Annotated in this window: 1 protein-coding gene; it reads left to right on the top strand. The window is 73.4% G+C overall.

Annotation, left to right across the window (positions count from 1 at the left end):
- The first annotated feature begins 80 nt into the window (after positions 1 to 80).
- The gene (locus F4559_RS17250) at positions 81 to 21,230 is read left to right on the top strand and encodes a CARDB domain-containing protein (RefSeq protein ID WP_184669962.1); all 21,150 of its coding nucleotides are present in this window, start codon (positions 81 to 83) and stop codon (positions 21,228 to 21,230) included.

The following is a 21,230-nucleotide window of genomic DNA, read 5'->3' as shown; positions in this document are numbered from 1 at the left end:
CCGATGGTGGTCATGGCGGGCCGGATCGAATAGCCGGTCCTACGCTGACGGCATTCCAGGTCTGTCCACGGAGGACCAGAATGTCGATCGAGGCCGCGGTTCGCCGCCACCGCAAGGGAATCGCGACCTCCGTCGTCGCCCTTGTGATCGCTATGCTCGTCCCGGCGGTAACGGCGCAGGCCGCGGTCCGCGACTCCTTCGACGTCGTGTACGGCACCGACGACCAGGGTGCGATCGCGTTGATCGGCGCGTCCTCGATGGACTGTCCGACCGCGTCGTCCGGTTGTGTCGCGGCGCGTTCGGGCGCGGGCAGCGGCGTGGTGAACAACAACAACAGCTACGTCATGGGCTTCGTCGACGTCGACAACGACGCGTCCACGTCGAACTCCTCCACCGCCACCCTCGCACTGCCGGCCGGGTCGACCGTCCTGCACGCCCGCCTCGTCTGGGGCGGGCGTTCCGTCGCGGGCAGCGGCGGCGTCGCCCCGACCAAGTCGATCAGCACGGTCCGGTTCAAGCTCCCCAACGCCGCCTACACGACGGTCACCGCGGGCACGCTCATCCAGCCCTCCGCGCTGGTCACCTCCGACAGCGGTCCCTACCAGGCCTCGGCCGACGTCACCGCCCAGGTCGCGGCCGGCGGCAACGGCGTCTACACGGTCGGCGACATGGGCGCCGCGACCGGCAGCGACCGGTACGCGGGCTGGTCGCTCGTCGTGGCCTACCGCAACCCCGCGCTGCCCAACCGCAACCTGCGCATCTTCGAGGGCTTCGCCGACGTCACGTCGGCGACCGGCAACAACAGCGTCAACGTGCCGGTGTCCGGCTTCCTCGCGCCGCCCTCGGGCCAGGTCAACGCCTCGGTCGGCGTCGTCGCGTGGGAAGGCGACTACGGCACGACCGGCGACTCCATGCGGCTGGCCAGCACGACGCTGAGCGACAACACCAGGCCGACCAACAACTTCTTCGACTCGCGGATCAGCGAGGCCGGCGCCGACACCACCGGTCGACAACCGGGCAACCTCAACAACTTCGGCGTCGACATCGGCCGGATCGACACCACCAACGTGCTGGCCAACGGCAGCACGTCGACCACGATCAACGTCACCTCCACCGGCGACTCGTACTACCCGGGCATCATCACCAGCCAGATCGACCTGTTCACGCCGCAGTTCAACGCGATCAGCAAGACCGTCACGAACCTCAACGGCCATTCGCCCGCGCAGCCCGGCGACGTCCTGGAGTACCGGCTGGACTTCACCAATTCCGGCGGTGACTCCGCCGACGCGTCGATCATGCGCGACCCGCTGCCCGCCGGCCTGACCTACGTGCCCGGCAGCACGTCGGTCATCACCGACCCCAGCGGCTTCAGCGGAACCGTCACCGACGCGACCGGCGACGACAGAGGCGAGTACACGGCGGCCGACCGGACGGTGAAGGTCCGCGTCGGTACCGGCGCGAACGCGTCCAACGGCGGCACGATCGCCACCAACGCGTCGGTGTCCATCCGGTTCCGCGCCACGGTCGACCGCGCCGCCGCGGGTACGACCCTGGTCAACACCCCGTACCTGGACTACACCGCGCGCACGCTCAACAAACCGTTCTCGTTCGCCGGTGCGCCGACGAACACGACCGTGCAGTCCCTGGCCGACCTCGCGGTCACCAAGACCGCCGCGAACGCCACCCAGAACGCGGGCACCACCGCCCAGTACACGGTGGCCGTGCGCAACAACGGCCCGACCGAGGCGACCGGCGTCGTCCTCACCGACACCCTGCCCTCCGGCGCGACGTTCGAGTCCGCGTCGACACCCTCGGGCGTCACCTGTACCCCGTTCAACCAGACCGTCACGTGCCAGGTCGGCACGGTCGCCAACGGCGCCACGGTCTCGGTCGGCATCAACGCCCGCATCGACCCCGCGCTCTCGCCGAGCGTCCTGGTGAACTCGGCGAGCGCGACCGCGACGACGGCCGACGACATACCCGCCAACAACACGTCCTCGACCTCGACCAACGTCACGTCCACCGCGGACCTGAGGGTCGCGTCCTCGCTCGCGCCCGCCACCGTCGTGCCGGGCACCCAGGTCGTCGCCTCGGCGTCGGTCAACAACGCCGGCCCGTCGACGGCACGCGCCGTCGTGTTCACCGCGCCCGTCCCGACCGGCGCCACGTTCGTCTCCTCGTCCACCGGCTGCACCGCCACCAGCGGCCTGGTCACCTGCGCGCTGGGCAACCTCGCGCCGGGCGTGACCGTGACGCCGCAGTGGACGATGCTGCCGGCGTCCAGCTACTCCGCCGCCACCCTGAGCGTGACCAGCACGGCCAGTTCGTCGACCGCCGAGGCCAACCAGGCCGACAACTCGGCGACGGCCACCGCACCGGCCGCCGCCCGGGCCGGCCTGTCGACGTCGATCACGGCCGCGTCGCCCCAGGTGGTCGCGGGCACCCGCACCGGCTACTCGATCACCGTCGCCAACGCCGGGCCGTCCGACGCCCGCGACGTCACGGTCCGGTTCCCGGCGGTGACCGGCGTGCGGATCGCCAACGCCTCGCCGCAGCTGGGCACGTGCGTGGTCACCAACGGCGCGGTGACGTGCTCGCTCGACACCCTGCCCGCCGGGGCGTCCGGCACGGTCGCGCTCACCGTCGACCTCAACGCCGACGTGCCCGCCGGTCCGCTGACCGTCGGCGCGAACGTCACCACCTCCACCAGCCAGGACACCACCGCCGACGACGCGGGCTCGGTCACCACCGCCGTCCAGCGGGTCAGCGACCTGGTGGTCACGAAGTCGGCGACGCCGCAGCCCGTGATCGCCGGCCAGTCCATGACCTACACGATGACGGTGACCAACCGCGGCCCGTCCGCCGCGGCCGGCACCCGGCTCGTCGACACGTTGCCCGCCGGGCTGACCGTGCAGTCGGTCTCCACCACCGGCGAGTGCGCGCTGATCGTCCCGGACATCACGTGCGAACTCGGCCAGCTCCCGGTCGGCGGCACCTCCACGGTGACCGTCGCGGTCGGCACGCCGGGCACGATCCCGCCGGGCGGCTTCGTCAACACCGTGAACGTCACGTCGTCGGGCACGGACCCGAACACGGCCGACAACACCGCCACGCACACCGCGTCCGTGCAGGCACAGGCCGACCTCGTCGTCACCCAGACCGCGGACCGCGCGGAGGTCGTCGCGGGCGACGCGCTCGCCTACCGGATCGACGTCACCAACGGCGGACCGTCCACGGCGAACGCCGTGACCTACACCGAGACCCTGCCCGCCGGGTTCCAGATCGCGGACGTCACCACCACGGTCGGCACGTGCACCGTCACCGGCACCAGGGTCGACTGCGCCCTGGGCGCCCTGGCCTCCGCCGCGGTGGCGCACGTGGAGATCGTCGCGTTCGTCCCGCCGAACCAGGACCCGGGCGCCCGCACCGTGTCCGGCACGGCGACGTCCACCACGTCCGACCCGACCACGTCGAACAACACCGCCGGCGTGACGACCACGGTCGTCGCCTCGGCCAACCTCCAGGTCTACGAGAGCGACCTGCCGACGCCGTTCACCGCCGGTGAGACGTTCACCCGCACCGTGCAGCTGCTCAACGCCGGTCCGTCCGACGCCCGCGGCACGTCGTTCGTGGCCGAGCTGCCCGACGGCCTGATCGACGTGGTCGCGTCCGTCGGCGGCGTGCCGTGCGCCGTGTCCGGCACCCGCGTGACCTGCCCGATCGGCGTGTTCGCGGCCGAGTCTTTCGCCACCGTGACGATAACCGGCAGGGCTTCGCCGTCCGCCGACGTCGGCGCACCGCAGGCGACCGTGTCTGTCACCGCGGCCACCCCGGACCCCGATCCGCTCGACAACACGATCGTCAGCTTCCTGGAGATCGCGACCGCCGCGAACCTGACCCTGGCGAGCCGCGTCGACACCACGCCGCTGATCGCCGGCGGCCGGGCCACCTACACCACGACCCTGGTCAACGAGGGGCCGTCCGACGCCCGCGACGTCGTGCTCACCGGCCGCTACCCGGCGCCGCTGACCGTGCTGTCCGCGACGAGTTCCCTGGGCTCCTGCACCACGTCCGGCGCGGACGTCACCTGCACCGCGGCCCAGGTGCCGGCGGGCGCGAGCGTCGTCGTCACGGTCACCGTGGCCGTCGACCCGACCGCGACCGGCAACGCGGTCACGAACATCGGTGCCACCACGACCACCGCCGACCCCGACGGCGTCGGCCCCGCGCCGGTCGTGCTCACCACGCCGATCGAGCGCCAGGCGGACCTGATCCTGGTCGGCTCGGCGGCGAGCGAGCCGGTCCGCGCGGGCACCGCGCAGACCTACACGCTGACCGTCACCAACGCCGGTCCGTCCACAGTGGACAGTGCGACGCTGGCCGACACGCTGCCCACCGGACTGGTCCTGCTGCCCAACGGCGTGCAGACCCAGCAGGGCACGTGCACCCCGCGCACCGACGGCACGGGCGTGGACTGCGCGTTGGGCCGCCTGGAGGTCGGTGCCACGGCGACCGTCGTGCTCACCGCGTTCGTGCCCGCCGCCACCCCGCCCGGCACGACCCTGGTCAACACCGCGGTCGTGTCCGCGCCGATCCCCGACCCGACACCGGCCGACCGCGAACTGCGGCTGACCAACACGACCAGCACCCAGGCGGACCTGTCCACCACGATGACCGTGTCCCGGCCCAACGCCGAAGCCGGCCTCGAGCAGGAGTACGCGATCCGCGTGGTCAACAACGGCCCGTCGGTCGCCGACAGCGTCGTGGTCGTCGACGCCCTGCCCACCGGCTCGGTCTTCCGGTCGGCGACCGCGTCGGTCGGCTCGTGCGCGCTGGTCGGCACCGAGGTCCGCTGCTCGTTCGGCAGCCTCGCGCCCGGCGCCGCCGTGACCGCCGCGGTCGTCGTGCAGGTCGCGTCCGACCTGACCGGCAGCGTCGTCAACACCGCGACCGCGTCGGCGGTGACCGCCGACCCGAACACCGCCGACAACGCCGCCACCGTGACGCAGAACGTCACGGCCAGCGCCGACCTGACCGCGAGCGCCGTGATCACCTCCGGTGCGGTCACCGCCGGTCGCCCGGTGTCCTACCGGGTGGCCACGACCAACCAGGGCCCGGCGCTGGCGCGCACCGTCGTGCTCACCAGCCCGCTGCCCACCGGCACCAACTACGTCACGGCCGTGCCGACGGCCGGCGGCAGCTGCCAGCTCATCGGTCGCACCGTGCGGTGCACGTGGCCGCAGGTGGCCGTCGGCGCGCAGGTGTCCGCCGACATCACGCTGGCCGTCGACAGCGCGGCACCCCTCAACACGGCGACGACGCTGTCGGTGACCTCGTCCTCGGCCCTGTCCGACCCGGACGGGTCCAACAACAGCGCGTCCGCGTCGTACACCGCGACCGCGACCGCCGACGTGTCCGTGGTGACCGTGCTGTCCTCGGGCGCACCGGTCGCCGGCGGCCGGATGACGTGGCAGAGCACGGTCCGCAACACCGGCCCGTCCGCGGCCTACAACGTGGTGTTCGACAATCCCGCGCCCACCGGCGTGACGCTCGACGGCGCGACCACCACGCTCGGCACCTGCCAGGTGTTCGCCGGCCTCGTCCGCTGCCCGATCGGCACGGTCGGCGCGGGCGCGGCGGCGACGGTGACCTTCACCGGTCTGCTCGCCGCCGACTTCGCCGGTCCCAACGTCACCGACACGAGCACGGTCACGACCACGGGCTCCACCGACCCGAACCCGGCCGACAACACCTCGACGGTCGTGTCCGACGCGTCGAGCAGCGCCGACCTGAACGTCAGCCTGATCACCGGCGCCACCACCCTCACGCCGGGCCTCACCGGCGCGTGGACGCTGGCCGTGGTCAACGACGGGCCGTCGCTCGCGCGCGGTGCCATCGCCACCGTCGCCGTGCCGGCCGGCGTCACCCTCCAGGTGCCGGCGGGCTGCGTCGCGGTCGCCGGCGGGCTGTCCTGCGCACTCGGCGACCTGGCCCCCGGTCAGCGCCGCGAGTTCTCGCTCACCGCGACCGTCGACCCCGGCTACACCGACCCGGACGTGCGGGTGACCGCGAGCGCGCTGTCCGGCACGCCCGACCCCGACCCGGCCGACAACTCGGCGGCCACGACCACGACCGTCACGCCCGACGCCCTGCTGATCGTCGACGTCGTGCCGCCCGCGAGCGTCACCGCCGGCGCCGACGCCACGTGGACCGTGCGCGCCACCGTGGCCGGACCGTCCGATGCGGACGCCGTCGTCGTGACCGTGGCCGTGCCGCCGTCGGTGCTCGACCCGGTCGCGACCTGGCCGGGCGGGACGTGCGACGTCCTCGACGGCACCGTGACCTGCGCGCTGGGCCACGTGGCCGCCGGCGGATCGATCGACATCACCCTCACCGGACGCGTCGACCCGGCGTTCACCGGCGACATCCAGGTGGACGCGAGCATCGACTCGCCGACGCCCGGACCCGAGCCCGACGACGACACCTCCTCCACGTCGGCCGACGGCAGCGCCGACCTGGAGGTCACGCTGACCTCGCCCACCGAGGCCACGCCGGGCACCCGCGCGACCTGGGTGCTGCGCGTGCGCGACCTCGGCCCCTCGCAGGCCTCGGCCGTCGTCGCGACCGCGACCCTGCCCGAGGGCTTCGGCTCGATCACCGCGACCGGGTCGTGCACCGTGACCGGCCGCCAGGTGAGCTGCCCGATCGGCGACCTCGCACCGGGCGCCACCGCGCTGTTCACCGTCGAGGGCGTCCTGGCCGCCGACGTGGTGGCCGGCCCGCTCACCGCCGAGGCCACCGTCACGTCCGACACCCCGGACCCGACACCCGCCAACAACACCGTCACCACGACGACCACGTCCACGCCGCGCGCCGACCTGGCCGTGGCCAAGGCGGTCACGTCCGGCGTCCCGATCGCGGGCGCGCAGGTCGAGTTCCTGATCGAGGTGTCCGACCGCGGTCCGTCCGACGCCCGCGACGTCGTCGTCCTCGACACCCTGTCGACCTCGATCAGCGGTGCCACGGCCACGACGACCCAGGGCGCGTGCACCGTGACCGGCCAGGACGTGCGCTGCGAGCTGGGCACCGTGCGCGCGGGTGCCGGGCCGGTGTCCATCACCGTGCGCGGCACGCTCGCCGACGGCAGCGACTCGATCACCAACGCGGCCTCGGCGGTCAGCACCACGCCGGAGATCGACCCGGCCGACAACACCAGCGAGGTCACGTCCTCGGCGACGGACTCGGCCAACCTGGGCATCACCGTCGACGCACCCGCCACCATCGTCGCCGGCCAACCGCTCGAGTACGTGGTCACCGTCAGCAACGCCGGCCCATCCTCGGCGCGGTCGGTCGCCGTCTCGTCCCTGGTGCCCGCCGAACTGCTCGACGCCGTGGTGGACAACGCCTCCTGCGGGTCGCCGACCGCGTGCTCGTTCGGCGACATCGCGCCGGGCGCCTCGGTGACCTACCGCGTCAGCGGCACGGTCGACCCGCTGTTCACCGGCTCGACGCTCCAGTTCCGCGCGTCGGCGTCGGCCACGACCGGCGACCCGGACGCCCGTGACAACACGGCCGTCGTGGACACGAGCGCCACCTCGTCGTCCGACCTGTCGGTCACGCTGTCCGCCGACCCGTCGCCCGCCGTGCCCGGCCGCGCCCTGCTCTACACCGCGACCGTGTCGACCACCGGACCGTCCGCCGCGCTCGGCGTGGTGTCGCTGACCGGCCTGCCCGTCGGCCTGTCGATCAACGGCGACATCCTCACCGACCAGGGCACGTGCGAGCAGTTCGACGACAACATCGTGTGCGATCTCGGCCCGGTCCTGCCGGGTCGGCCCGTCGTGATCCAGATCCCGGTCTCCCTGTCCGGGTCGTTCGACGGCACCGAGATCACCGTCGGCGTCGACACCCTGACCGCCACCGCCGATCCCGACCCCGCGAACAACTCCGCGTCGGCGACCACGCCCGTGACGCCGCTGGCCGACCTGCGCCTGGACATCCTGGCGCCGGACGAGATCACGCCCGGCTCCCCGGTCCGCTGGGAGATCACGGCCGTCGACGACGGTCCGTCCGACGCCGCCGCGATCGTGGAGTTCACGCTGCCCGAGGGCCTGGACGACGTCGTCGTCACGCCGCTGCAGGGCACGTGCGACATCACCGGCCGGACCGTGCGCTGCGACCTCGGCACGATCGTCGGCGGCACGTCGCTGCCCATCGAGGTCACGGCCACCGCCCGCGCCGACATCACGGCCGCCACGCTGACACTCACGGCGACGCTCACCTCGCCGGTACCCGAGGCCGACCCGACCCCGCCCGACGGCCGCACGGCGTCGGCGACCAGCCCGGTCGCGGGCTCCGCCGACCTGTCGATCGTGACCTCCGCGCAGCAGCCGACCCTGGTGCCCGGCGAGGCGGCGTCGTGGGCGGTCGTCGTGACCGACGACGGCCCGTCCGACGCCCGTGACGTCGCGGTCGACATCGTCCTGCCCACCGGCGTGACCGGCGGCTCGGTGATCGCGCCCGCCGGCGTGACGTGCACCGGCCTGCGCTGCACGATCCCCGTGCTCCAGGCGGGCGCGGACGTGACGCTGATCGTCACCGGCGCCGTCGCGCCCGACGTGACCGACCCGGTCCTGCTGGTCACCTCGACGGTGAGCGCCGCGACCGCCGACCCGGACCTCGGCGACAACTCGTCGACCAGCGCCACGGCCACGACGCCGACCGCCGACCTGTCGGTGGCCGTGACCTCCGACCCGTCGCCGCTGGTGGCCGGCTCGCCCGCGACCGTCGCGGTGACCGTGACGAACTCGGGCCCGTCGACCGCCACCGGCGTCGAGCTGACGCTGCCGATCCCGCCGGGCCTGGTCGACGTCACGGTGACCGCGCCCGCCGGCGTCACCTGCGACACGACCGTCCGCTGCACCATCGCGTCGCTGCCCACCGGCTCCGTGCGCATCGAGATCGCCGGCCGGGTGCCGTCGGACACCGCCGTCGCGACGCTGGCCTTCCCGGCGAGCGTGACGTCGCCCGCCGCCGACCCGAACCCGGCCGACAACACCGCCACGCTCGACGCGCAGCTCGACCGCGCGGCCGACGTGTCGACCACGCTGGCCGTCACGCCCGACCCGCTGGTGGCGGGTTCGGCCGTGACGCTGACCGCGCGGGTGGCCAACGCCGGCCCGTCGGTCGCGGAGAACGTGGACTTCACGCTGCCGATCCCGGCGGACGTGACGGTCATCGGCGTGACCGCGCCGCCGGGCGTCACCTGTGACGCGTCGGTGCGCTGCACGGCGGACACCCTCGCCGCCGGCGCGGACTTCGAGATCGTGGTCACCGGCACGCTCAGCGCCGACTACGTGGACGGCACGCTCGCGTTCACCGGCACGGTCGCCACGACGACCCCGGACCCGGACCAGGCCGACAACACGGCGACGGTCAACGCCGGCGTCGGCACCTCGGCCGACGTGTCGGTGGCCGTCACGGCCGACCCGCTGACCGCCGGTTCGCCGGGCACGGTCGTGGTGACCGTGACCAACTCCGGTCCGTCGACCGCCACGGGCGTCGAGGTGACCCTGCCGATCCCGGCCGGGTTCACCGACGTGACCGTGTCCGCGCCGCCGGGCGTCACCTGCGATTCGTCGGTGCGCTGCACGATCGCGTCGCTGCCCGTCGGCGACGTGCGGATCGAGATCGCCGGCCGGGTGCCCGCGGACTCGTCGGCCACGTCGTTGACGTTCCCGGTCACCGTGACCTCCCCGGTCGCCGATCCGGACCCGGCGGACAACGCCGCGTCCGCCACCCCGTCGGTCGGCCGCGCCGCCGACGTGTCGACCGAACTGACCGTGTCGCCGTCGCCGCTGGTGGCGGGTTCGTCGGCGACGATCACCGCGCGGGTGGCCAACGCCGGTCCGTCGGTGGCACAGGGCATCGAGTTCACGCTGCCGATCCCGGCCGGCCTCACGGTCACCGGGGTCACGGCCCCGCCGGGCGTGACGTGTGATTCCTCGGTGCGGTGCACGGCCGCCACGCTGGGCGCCGGCGACGACCTGGAGATCGTCGTCGAGGGCACGGTCGCCGCGGACTTCACCGGTCCTTCCCTGGCGTTCACCGGCACGTCCACCACGACCACGCCGGACACCACACCGGCCAACAACGCCGCGTCGGTCACCGCGACCGTGGGCACCTCGGCCGACCTGTCGGTGACCGTGGCGTCGAACCCCGATCCGCTGACGGCCGGTTCGCCCGCGACCGTCGTGGTGACGGTGACGAACTCCGGTCCGTCCACGGCGACCGACGTCGTGGTGACCGTGCCGATCCCGGCCGGGTTCCTGGACGTGACGGTCACCGCGCCCGCCGGTGTCACGTGTGACGCTTCGGTGCGCTGCACGATCGCGTCGGTGCCGACGGGTGACGTGCGGATCGAGATCACCGGTCGGGTCCCGGCGGACTCGTCGGCCGGTTCGCTGGACTTCCCGGCCACGGTGACCTCGCCGGTCTCCGACCCCGACCCGGCCGACAACACGGCCACGCTGGGCGCGGCTGTCCAGCGTTCCGCGGACGTGTCGACCGAACTGACCGTGTCGCCGCTCGTCGCGGGTTCGTCGGCGACGATCACCGCGCGGGTGTCCAACACCGGTCCGTCGGTCGCGGAGAACGTCGAGTTCACGCTGCCGGTCCCGGCCGGCGTGACGATCACCGGCGTCACGGCGCCCGCGGGCGTCACCTGTGACCAGACCGTGCGGTGCACCGCCGGGACGCTGGTGGTCGGTGCGACCGTGGACATCACGGTGACGGCCGCGGTCGACGCCGGGTACACCGGCGCGTCGATCGGCTTCACCGGAACGTCCTCGACCTCGACCTCGGATCCCGACCAGGGCAACAACGCGGTGACCGTCGACCCGACGGTCGACACCTCGGCCGACCTGTCGGTGACGGTGGCGTCGAGCCCCGATCCGCTGGTGGCGGGTTCGCCGGCGACCGTGGTCGTGACCGTGACGAACTCGGGTCCGTCGACGGCGACCGACGTCGTGGTGACCGTGCCGATCCCGGCCGGGTTCACCGACGTGACCGTCACCGCCCCGGCGGGCGTCACCTGCGACAACAGCGTCCGGTGCACCATCGCGTCGGTGCCGGCGGGTGATGTCCGGATCGAGATCACCGGCCGGGTGCCGTCCGATTCGTCGGCCGCCACGCTGGAGTTCCCGGCCACCGTCGCGTCGCCGGTCGCCGATCCGGACCCGAGCGACAACACCGCCGTCCTGGGCGCGGGCGTCACGCGGTCGGCCGACGTGTCGACCGAGCTGACGGTCTCGCCGTCGCCGCTCGTCGCCGGGTCGCCGTTGACCGCGACGGCGCGGATCTCCAACGCCGGTCCGTCGCTGGCCGAGAACCTGGTGTTCACGCTGCCGGTCCCGGCGGGTGTGACGATCACGGGCGTCACGGCGCCGCCCGGCGTCGACTGCGACACGTCGATCCGGTGCACGGCCGTGTCCCTGGCGACCGGGGCCACGCTGGAGATCTCGGTGGCGGGCACGCTCGACGCCGCCTTCACCGGCGCGACCGTCGGCTTCACGGCGACCACGGGCACCACGACCCCGGACGCCTCGCCGAGCAACAACGCGGACACGGTCGACGCGACCGTGACCACCTCGGCCGACCTGTCCGTCGCGGTGGCTTCGAACCCCGACCCGCTGGTGGCCGGTTCCCCGGCGACGATCGCGGTGACGGTGACCAACTCCGGTCCGTCGACCGCGACCGGCGTCGAGGTGACGCTGCCGATCCCGGCCGGGTTCGTCGACGTCACGGTGAACGCGCCCGCCGGTGTCACGTGTGACGCTTCGGTGCGCTGCACGATCGCGTCGCTGCCCGTCGGCGACGTGCGGATCGAGATCACCGGTCGGGTCCCGGCGGATTCGTCGGCCGGCTCGCTCGACTTCCCGGCCACCGTGACCTCGCCGGTCCCGGACCCCGACCCGGCCGACAACACGGCCACGTTGGGCGCGGGCGTGTCGCGTTCGGCGGACGTGTCGACCGCGCTGACGGTGTCGCCGACGCCGCTGGTGGCCGGTTCGCCGGTGACCTTGACGGCCCGGGTCGCCAACGCCGGCCCGTCGCAGGCCGAGAACGTGGAGTTCACGCTGCCGATCCCGGCCGGGGTGACGGTCACGGGCGTGACCGCGCCGCCGGGCGTGATGTGTGATTCCTCGGTGCGCTGCACGACCGCGTCCCTCGCGTCCGGCGCGGGCCTGGACCTCGTCGTGGCCGGCACGGTCGACGCCGGGTACACCGGCACGTCGATCGGCTTCACCGCCACGTCGTCGTCCTCGACCGCCGATGCCGACCAGGGCAACAACGCGGTGACCGTGGACCCGACAGTCAGCACGTCGGCCGATCTGTCGGTGACCGTGGTGTCGAACCCCGATCCGCTGACGGCGGGTTCGCCCGCGACCGTCGCGGTGACGGTGACGAACTCGGGTCCGTCGACCGCGACCGGCGTCGTGGTGACGCTGCCGATCCCGGCCGGGTTCGTGGACGTGACCGTGAACGCGCCCGCGGGTGTCACGTGTGACACGAGCGTCCGGTGCACGATCGCCTCGGTGCCGACCGGCGACGTCCGGATCGAGATCACGGGCCGGGTGCCCGCCGACTCGTCGGTCCCGTCGCTGGACTTCCCGGTGACGGTGACCTCGCCGGTCGCCGACCCCGACCCGAGCGACAACAGCGCGGTGCTGGGCGCGGGTGTGCGGCGTTCGGCGGACGTGTCGACGGAGTTGACGGTCTCGCCGTCGCCGCTGATCGCCGGTTCGCCGTTGACGATCAACGCCCGGGTGGCGAACGCCGGTCCGTCACTGGCCGAGAACGTCGTCTTCACGCTGCCGGTCCCGGCGGGTGTGACGATCACGTCGATCGCGGCGCCGCCGGGTGTCGACTGCGACACGTCGATCCGGTGCACGGCGGCGTCCCTCACAGTCGGGTCCACTGTGGACATCTCGGTGACGGGCACGCTCGACGCCGGGTCCACCGCGACCACGTTGGGCTTCACCGGGACGTCGACCACGACGACTCCGGACGCCACTCCGGCCAACAACGCGGTCACGGTCGACGCGACCGTCGGCACCTCGGCCGACCTGTCCGTGGTGGTGGCCTCGGAGCCGAACCCGTTGGTGGCCGGTTCCCCGGCGACCGTCGCGGTGACGGTGACGAACTCGGGTCCGTCCACGGCCACCGATGTCGTGGTGACGCTGCCGATCCCGGCCGGGTTCACCGACGTCACGGTGACCGCCCCGGCGGGCGTCACGTGTGACACCAGCGTCCGGTGCACCATCGCCACGCTGCCCGCGGGTGACGTGCGGATCGAGATCTCCGGTCGGGTGCCCGCGGACGCGTCCGTCCCGTCGCTGGACTTCCCGGCCACGGTGACCTCGCCGGTTCCCGACCCGGACCCGAGCGACAACAGCGCCGTGCTCGGCGCGGGTGTGTCGCGGTCGGCCGACGTCGCCACCGAGCTGACGGTCACGCCCGCCCCGCTGGTCGCGGGTTCGGCCGTGACGGCGACCGCGCGGATCTCCAACGCCGGTCCGTCGGTCGCGGAGAGCGTCGAGTTCACGCTGCCGGTCCCGGCCGGGGTGACGGTCACCGGCGTGATCGCGCCGCCGGGCGTGACGTGCGACCAGACGGTCCGCTGCACTGCGGGCACCCTCGCGGTGGGCGCGACCGTGGACATCACGGTGCTGGGTACGGTCGACGCCGGGTTCACCGGGGCATCGCTGGGCTTCACCGCGACCTCGTCGACCTCGACGACGGACGGCACGCCGGGCAACAACGCCGCGTCGGTCACCGCCGCCGTCGGCACCTCGGCCGACCTGTCCGTGGTGGTGGCCTCGGAGCCGAACCCGTTGGTGGCCGGTTCCCCGGCGACGATCGCGGTGACGGTGACGAACTCGGGTCCGTCGACCGCGACCGGCGTCGTGGTGACGCTGCCGATCCCGGCCGGGTTCGTGGACGTGACCGTGAACGCGCCCGCCGGTGTCACCTGCGACACGACCGTCCGGTGCACGATCGCCTCGGTGCCGACCGGCGACGTCCGGATCGAGATCACGGGCCGGGTGCCCGCCGACTCGTCGGCGCCGTCGCTGGACTTCCCGGCCACCGTCGCGTCGCCGGTCGCCGACCCGGACCCGAGCGACAACAGTGCGGTGCTGGGTGCGGGCGTGACGCGGTCCGCCGACGTGTCGACCGAACTGGTCGTCTCGCCGGCGCCGCTGACCGCCGGTTCGCCGCTGACCATCGCGGCGCGGATCTCCAACGCCGGTCCGTCGCTCGCGCAGAACGTGGAGTTCACGCTGCCGATCCCGGCGGGTGTGACGATCACGTCGATCGCGGCGCCGCCGGGTATCGACTGCGACACGTCCATCCGGTGCACGGCCGCGTCCCTCACGGTCGGGTCCACTGTGGACATCTCGGTGACGGGCACGCTCGACGCCGGGTCCACCGCGACCACGTTGGGCTTCACGGCCACGTCGACCACGACGACACCCGACGCCACGCCGGCCAACAACGCCGTCACGGTCAATGCGACTGTCGGCACGTCGTCCGACCTGTCGGTCACGGTGGCGTCGAATCCCGATCCGCTGACGGCCGGTTCGCCCGCCACCGTCGTGGTGACGGTGACGAACTCCGGACCGTCCACGGCGACCGATGTCGTGGTGACCGTGCCGATCCCGGCCGGGTTCGTCGACGTGACCGTGACCGCGCCCGCGGGCGTCACCTGTGACTCGTCGGTGCGCTGCACGATCGCGTCGGTGCCGGCGGGCGACGTGCGGATCGAGATCACGGGCCGGGTGCCCGCCGACACGTCGGTCCCGTCGCTGGACTTCCCGGTCACCGTGACCTCGCCGGTCCCCGACCCGGACCCGAGCGACAACAACGTCGTGCTCGGCGCCGGTGTGCAGCGGTCGGCCGACGTCTCGACCGCGCTGACCGTGTCGCCGTCGCCGCTGACCGCCGGTGCGCCGCTCACCATCACCGCGGCGATCACGAACAGCGGCCCGTCGGACGCCGAGAACATCGAGTTCACGCTGCCGGTCCCGGCCGGGGTGACCGTCACGTCGATCGCCGTGCCGCCGGGCGTGACCTGCGACCAGGCGATCCGCTGCACGGCGGCCCGGATCGGTGCCGGCACCACGGCGACGATCTCGGTCACCGGCACGCTCGCCGCAGACTTCACCGGCCCGTCGCTGGACCTCACGGCGACGTCGACCACGACCACCACCGACCCGACCCCGGCGAACAACGCGGCCTCCGTGACCACCGGCGCCGGCGCCTCCGCCGACCTGTCGGTGGCGGTGACGAGCGGCGCGCTGGTCCCGGGCACGCCCGCGACGGTCGCCGTCACGGTGACCAACTCCGGCCCGTCGAACGCCACCGGCGTCGTGGTGACCCTGCCGATCCCGGCCGGGTTCACCGTCGGCACGGTGACCGCGCCCGCCGGCGTCACCTGTGACAACAGCGTGCGCTGCGCCATCCCGTCCCTGGTGCTCGGCGACGTGCGGATCGAGATCGCGGGCCAGGTGCCCGCCGACGTGACCGACCCGTCGCTGCCGTTCGCGGCCGCGGTCACCTCGCCGGTGTCCGACCCGGACCCGGCGGACAACACGGCCACGCTCGACGCGCCGGTCGGACCGTCCGCCGACGTGGCCACGACGCTCGAGGTCTCCCCGACGCCGCTGACGGCGGGTCTGCCGGTGACGGTCACGGCCCACGTCGCGAACACCGGTCCGTCCACGGCCGGCGGCATCGTGTTCACGCTGCCGGTCCCGGCCGGGGTGACGGTCACCGGTGTCACGGCGCCCGCCGGCGTGACGTGCGACCAGACCGTCCGGTGCACCGCGCCGACCCTGGGCGTCGGTGCCCAGGTCGACATCGTGGTGACCGGCACCGTGGCCGCCGACCTGCCGGGCAACTCGCTGACGTTCACCGGCACGACCGGCGCGACGACCCCGGACGCCACACCGGACAACAACTCGGCGTCGGTGACCGCGGCCGTCGGCATGTCGGCCGACCTGTCGGTGAACCTGGCGTCGAGCCCGAGCCCGCTGATCGCCGGTTCGCTCGCGACCATCGCGGTGACGGTGACGAACTCCGGTCCGTCGGCCGCGGCCGGCGCCGAGGTCTCCGTGCCGCTCCCGGCCGGGTTCACCGACGTCGTGGTGACCGCGCCCGCCGGCGCGACGTGCGACACGACCGTCCGGTGCGTCTTCCCGTCGCTGCCCACGGGCGAGGTGCGGATCGAGATCACCGGTCGGGTGCCCGCCGCCACGCCGACCGGGTCGCTGGACTTCCCGGCCACCGTGTCCTCGTCGGTCCCCGACCCGGACCCGAGCGACAACACCGCGGTGCTGGGCGCGGGCGTCGAGCGGTCGGCGGACGTGGCCACGGTGCTGACCGTGACGCCGTCGCCGCTGACGGCCGGTGCGCCGCTGACGCTGCGGGCCCTGGTGTCGAACACCGGTCCGTCGACCGCAGACGGCATCGAGTTCACGCTGTCGGTGCCCGGCGACGTGACGATCACGTCGATCGCGGTGCCGCCGGGCGTGACCTGCGACCAGTCGATCCGGTGCACCACGACGACCGTGGGTGCCGGGGCGACGATCGAGATCATGGCCACGGGCACGGTGTCGGCCGACTTCACCGGCACGACGCTGGACTTCACGGCGGCGACCTCGACGACCACGCCCGACCCGACCGAGGCGAACAACGCGTCGTCGGTGACCGCGACCGTCGGCCTCGCGTCCGGCCTGGCGGTGTCCATCACCTCCGACCCGCTGGTGGCCGGTCAGCCCGCCGCGATCGGGGTGACGCTGACCAACCTCGGTCCGTCGACCGCGATCGGCGTCGAGTTGACCCTGCCGATCCCGGCGGGCCTGACCGACGTCTTCGTGATCGCGCCGGACGGCGTGACCTGCGACTCGACCGTGCGCTGCACGATGTACTTCGTGCCGGTCGGCCCGATCGAGATCCTGATCCAGGGAATGGTGCCGGCGGATTCGCTCGCGACCTCGCTGACGTTCCCGGTCTCGGTGCTGTCCCCGGCCGACGACCCCGACCTGTCCGACAACACGGCCACGATCGACGTCCCGGTGACCCGCGCGGCCGACGTGTCGACCACGCTGAACGTGACGCCGTCGCCGCTGACCGCCGGGTCGCCGCTGACGATCGCCGCGCGACTGTCCAACGGCGGCCCGTCCGACGCGCAGGGCGTCGTGTTCACGTTGCCGGTTCCCGCCGGGGTGACGGTCACGTCGATCGCCGCGCCGCCGGGTGTCACCTGTGACCAGTCGATCCGGTGCACCGCGACGACGGTGAGCGCCGGCGCGGACCTGGACATCTCGGTCACCGGTGTCCTCGCGACCGACTTCGCCGGCACGTCGCTGGGCCTCACGGCGACGGCGGCCACGACCACACCGGACCCGACACCGGCGAACAACGCGTCGTCGGTGACCGCGACCGTCGGCGTCGCCTCCGACCTGTCGGTGGCCGTCGCGTCCGACCCGCTGGTCGCGGGCTCTCCGGCGACGGTCACCGTCACGGTGACCAACTCGGGTCCGTCGATCGCGACGGGCGTCGAGGTCACGGTGCCGATCCCGGCGGGCTTCACGGACGTGACCGTCGTGGCGCCGGCCGGTGTCACCTGTGACGCCGCGGTCCGGTGCACGATCGGTTCGCTGCCGGTGGGCGACGTGCGGATCCGCATCCAGGGCCGGGTGCCGGCCGACTCGGCCGCGACCACGCTGCCGTTCCCGGCGACCGTGACGTCCCCGGCGACCGACCCCGACCCGGCGGACAACACCGCCACGCTCGACGCGGCGGTCGGCCGTTCCTCGGACGTGTCGACGACCCTGGCCGTGACGCCGTCGCCGCTGGTCGCCGGTTCGCCGGTCACCTTGCGGGCCGTGGTGTCCAACGCCGGCCCGTCGGGTGCGAGCGGTGTCGTGTTCACGCTGCCGGTGCCGGCCGGGGTGACGGTCACGTCGATCGCCGCGCCGCCGGGTGTCACCTGCGACCAGTCGATCCGGTGCACCACGACGACGTTGGGTACCGGTGCGACCCTGGAGATCGTGGCGACCGGCGTCCTCGCGGCGGACTTCGCCGGCGGCACGCTGGCCGTCACCGCGAACACCACGACGTCCACTCCGGACGCGACGCCGGGCAACAACGGCGCGTCGGTGAACGCCACCGTGGTCAGCTCGTCCGACCTGTCGGTCACGGTGACCTCGCAGCCCACGCCGCTGGTGGCCGGTTCGCCCGCCACCGTCGCGGTGACCGTGACGAACTCGGGTCCGTCCACCGCGACCGGCGTCGTGGTGACGGTGCCGATCCCGGCCGGGCTCACCAACGTCACCGTCGTCGCGCCCGCCGGCGTCACGTGCGACACGAGCGTGCGCTGCACGATCGGTTCGCTGCCCGCCGGCTCGGTGCTGATCGAGATCCGGGGGGACGTGCCGTCCGACACCCGGCCGGGGACGCTGCAGTTCCCGGTGACCGTGACCTCGCCGACGGCCGATCCCGACCCGGCGGACAACACCGCCGTGCTGGGCGCGGAGGTCGTGCGCACGGTGGACGTGTCGACCGAGCTGGTCGTCTCGCCCACGCCGCTGTCGGCCGGCGAGTCGGCGACCTTCACCGCCCGCGTGGTCAACTCGGGTCCGTCGATCGCCGAGGGCATCGTGTTCCGGCTGCCGCTCCCGGCGGGCGTGACCCTGACCTCGGTGGTGGCGTCGCCGAGCCTGATCTGCGACGAGACGGTCCGCTGCACGGCCGTGCAACTCGCGGCCGGCGAGGACCTGTCGATCGTGGTGACCGGCACCCTCGCGCCGGACTACACCGCCGGGACGCTCGCGGTCGCCGCGAACACGGTCTCGGACATGGTGGACACCGTGCCCGGCAACAACTCCACCACCGTGACGACCCCGGTCCGCGCGGTGGCGGACCTGACCGTCTCGGTCGCGACGGAGCCCGCGTCCCCGGTCGCCGGTTCGCCGGTCACCGTGCGGGTGACCGTGCGCAACGACGGCCCGGCGACGGCGATCGCCGCGGTGCTGGCCAACCAGCTGCCCGCCGGGTTCACCGTCACCTCGGTCACCGGGTGCGCCGACGCGGCGAACTGCGTCCTCGGCGACCTGGCGCCCGGCGAGCAGCGGGAGATCGTGATCAACGGCGTGCTCCCGGCCGACGCCAAGGGCACCTTCGTGTTCACGTCGGTCGGCTCGTCGGCCACCAGCGACCCGGACCCGGCCGACAACACGGCCTCGTCCAACGCGCCGGTGGACGGCAGCGCGGACCTGCGGGTCGCGTTCACCGGCCCGGCCACCCTGGCGGCCGGTGCGGGCGGGACGTGGCAGGTGGTCGTCACCAACGACGGTCCGTCACAGGCCGAGAGCGTGGTCGTGACCGCGACCCTGCCCGCCGGCGTCACCCCGACCGCGCCCGCCGGGTGCACGGTCGAGGGCCGGACGGTGCGGTGCGCGTTCGACGCGCTGGCGGTCGGCGCCACGCGGACGTTCGCGTTCACGGCGACCGCCGCGACCGACCTGAACGGCACGGTGACCGCCGTGGCCGCCGCGCAGTCGGCCGTGGCCGACCCCGATCCGGCGGACAGCACGGCGAGCGTGTCGACGACCGTGACCGGTACGGCGGACCTGGCCGTGACACTGGCGCTGACCACGGCGCCGCTGATCCCGGGCTCGCAGGAGACCTTCCTGGCGGTCGTGACCAACAACGGTCCGGCCACGGCGGCGAACGCGCAGCTGACCGGCACGTTCAACGCCGGGCTCACGCCGGTGACCGTGCCGAGCCAGTGCACCGTCACCGGTCAGGCCCTGGTGTGCTCGCTCGGCGCCGTGGCGCCGGGGGCGTCGATCACGCTGGAGTTCGTCGTCAACGCGTCGTCCGACGTCATCCCGGAGCAGGTCTCGCAGTCGGTGACCGTCTCCTCGTCGGTGCCCGACCCGGACGACGAGAACAACGTCGCCACCGTCATCGGGTCGCTGGCCGTGTTCGCGGACATGTCGATCACGAAGACGGCCGACGTCGAGTCGGTCGCGCCCGGCGGGACGATCACGTGGACGTTCGACATCCGCAACGACGGCCCGCAGACCGCCGACGGCCTGATCCTCGCCGACGTGGTGCCCGAGCAGGTCGAGTTCGTCGACTTGCCGGACAACTGCCAGCTCTCCGGCGACGTGCTGCTGTGCGAGCTGGCGGACATGGCCGACCAGGCGACGCTGTCCCTGTCGCTCAAGGCCGTGGTCAAGGCGGACACGGACGCGACGGAGATCCTGAACACCGTGTCGATCAACGCGTCCACCTCGGACACCGATGCCGAGAACAACCTCGCGACGTCGACCGTCGCGGTGGCGGGCGCCGCGGCGCTGGGCGTGACCAAGACCCTGGTCGGCGAGAGCGTCGTGCCGGGTACGGAGGCGACCTGGCGGATCACGGTGGCCAACGGCGGCACGGTGGCGGCGACCGACGTCGAGGCCGTCGACCCGCTGCCCGCCGGGCTGACCTTCACCGGCGGCGACGGGTGCACGGCGGCCGGCCAGGTCGTGACGTGCGCGCTCGGCACGATCCCGGCCGGGCAGAGCCGCACGGTCGACATCCGCACGGCCGTCGACCCGGGTCTGCCGGGTGACACGGTGATCAACAGCGCGTCGGTGGTGGGCAGTGACCCCGGGCCGGGTGCCGCGGAGGCGGCCCAGGTCGAACGGCGCACGGACCTGTCGGTGACCAAGACCGTGGACGAGACGACGGTGTTCGTCGGCGACCGGGTGACCTGGACCGTGACCGTGACGAACAACGGGTCGTCCACCGCGCCCGAGGTGATCGTGCGCGAGCACCTGCCGCTGGCGGTGGAGTCGTCGAGCGAGGAACTGGTGGACGGCGAGTGGGCGGTCGGCGCGCTGGCGCCGGGGGAGAGCCGCACGCTGACGTTGACCGCGGTGGTCGACGAGCCGGGCGAGCTGGTCAACGACGTGACCCTGACGGCCGCCGGCGTGACGGACCGGTCGGCGGACGACGACCTGGCGTCGGCGACCACCACGGTGGCCGAGCGCATGGACTCGCCGGTGCTGGCCTGGACGGGTTACGAGCTGCCGCGCCTGGTCGTGCTGGGTCTGGTCCTGCTGCTCGGCGGCGTGCTGCTGCTGGAGCGGTCACGGCGCCGCGAGTGA

Origin of the sequence: Saccharothrix violaceirubra, from assembly GCF_014203755.1 — a bacterium.
In the GTDB taxonomy this organism is placed as follows: Bacteria; Actinomycetota; Actinomycetes; order Mycobacteriales; family Pseudonocardiaceae; genus Actinosynnema; species Actinosynnema violaceirubrum.
The sequence above is the reverse complement of the archived record's forward strand: the minus strand, read 5'-3'. Positions and strand labels throughout refer to the sequence as shown.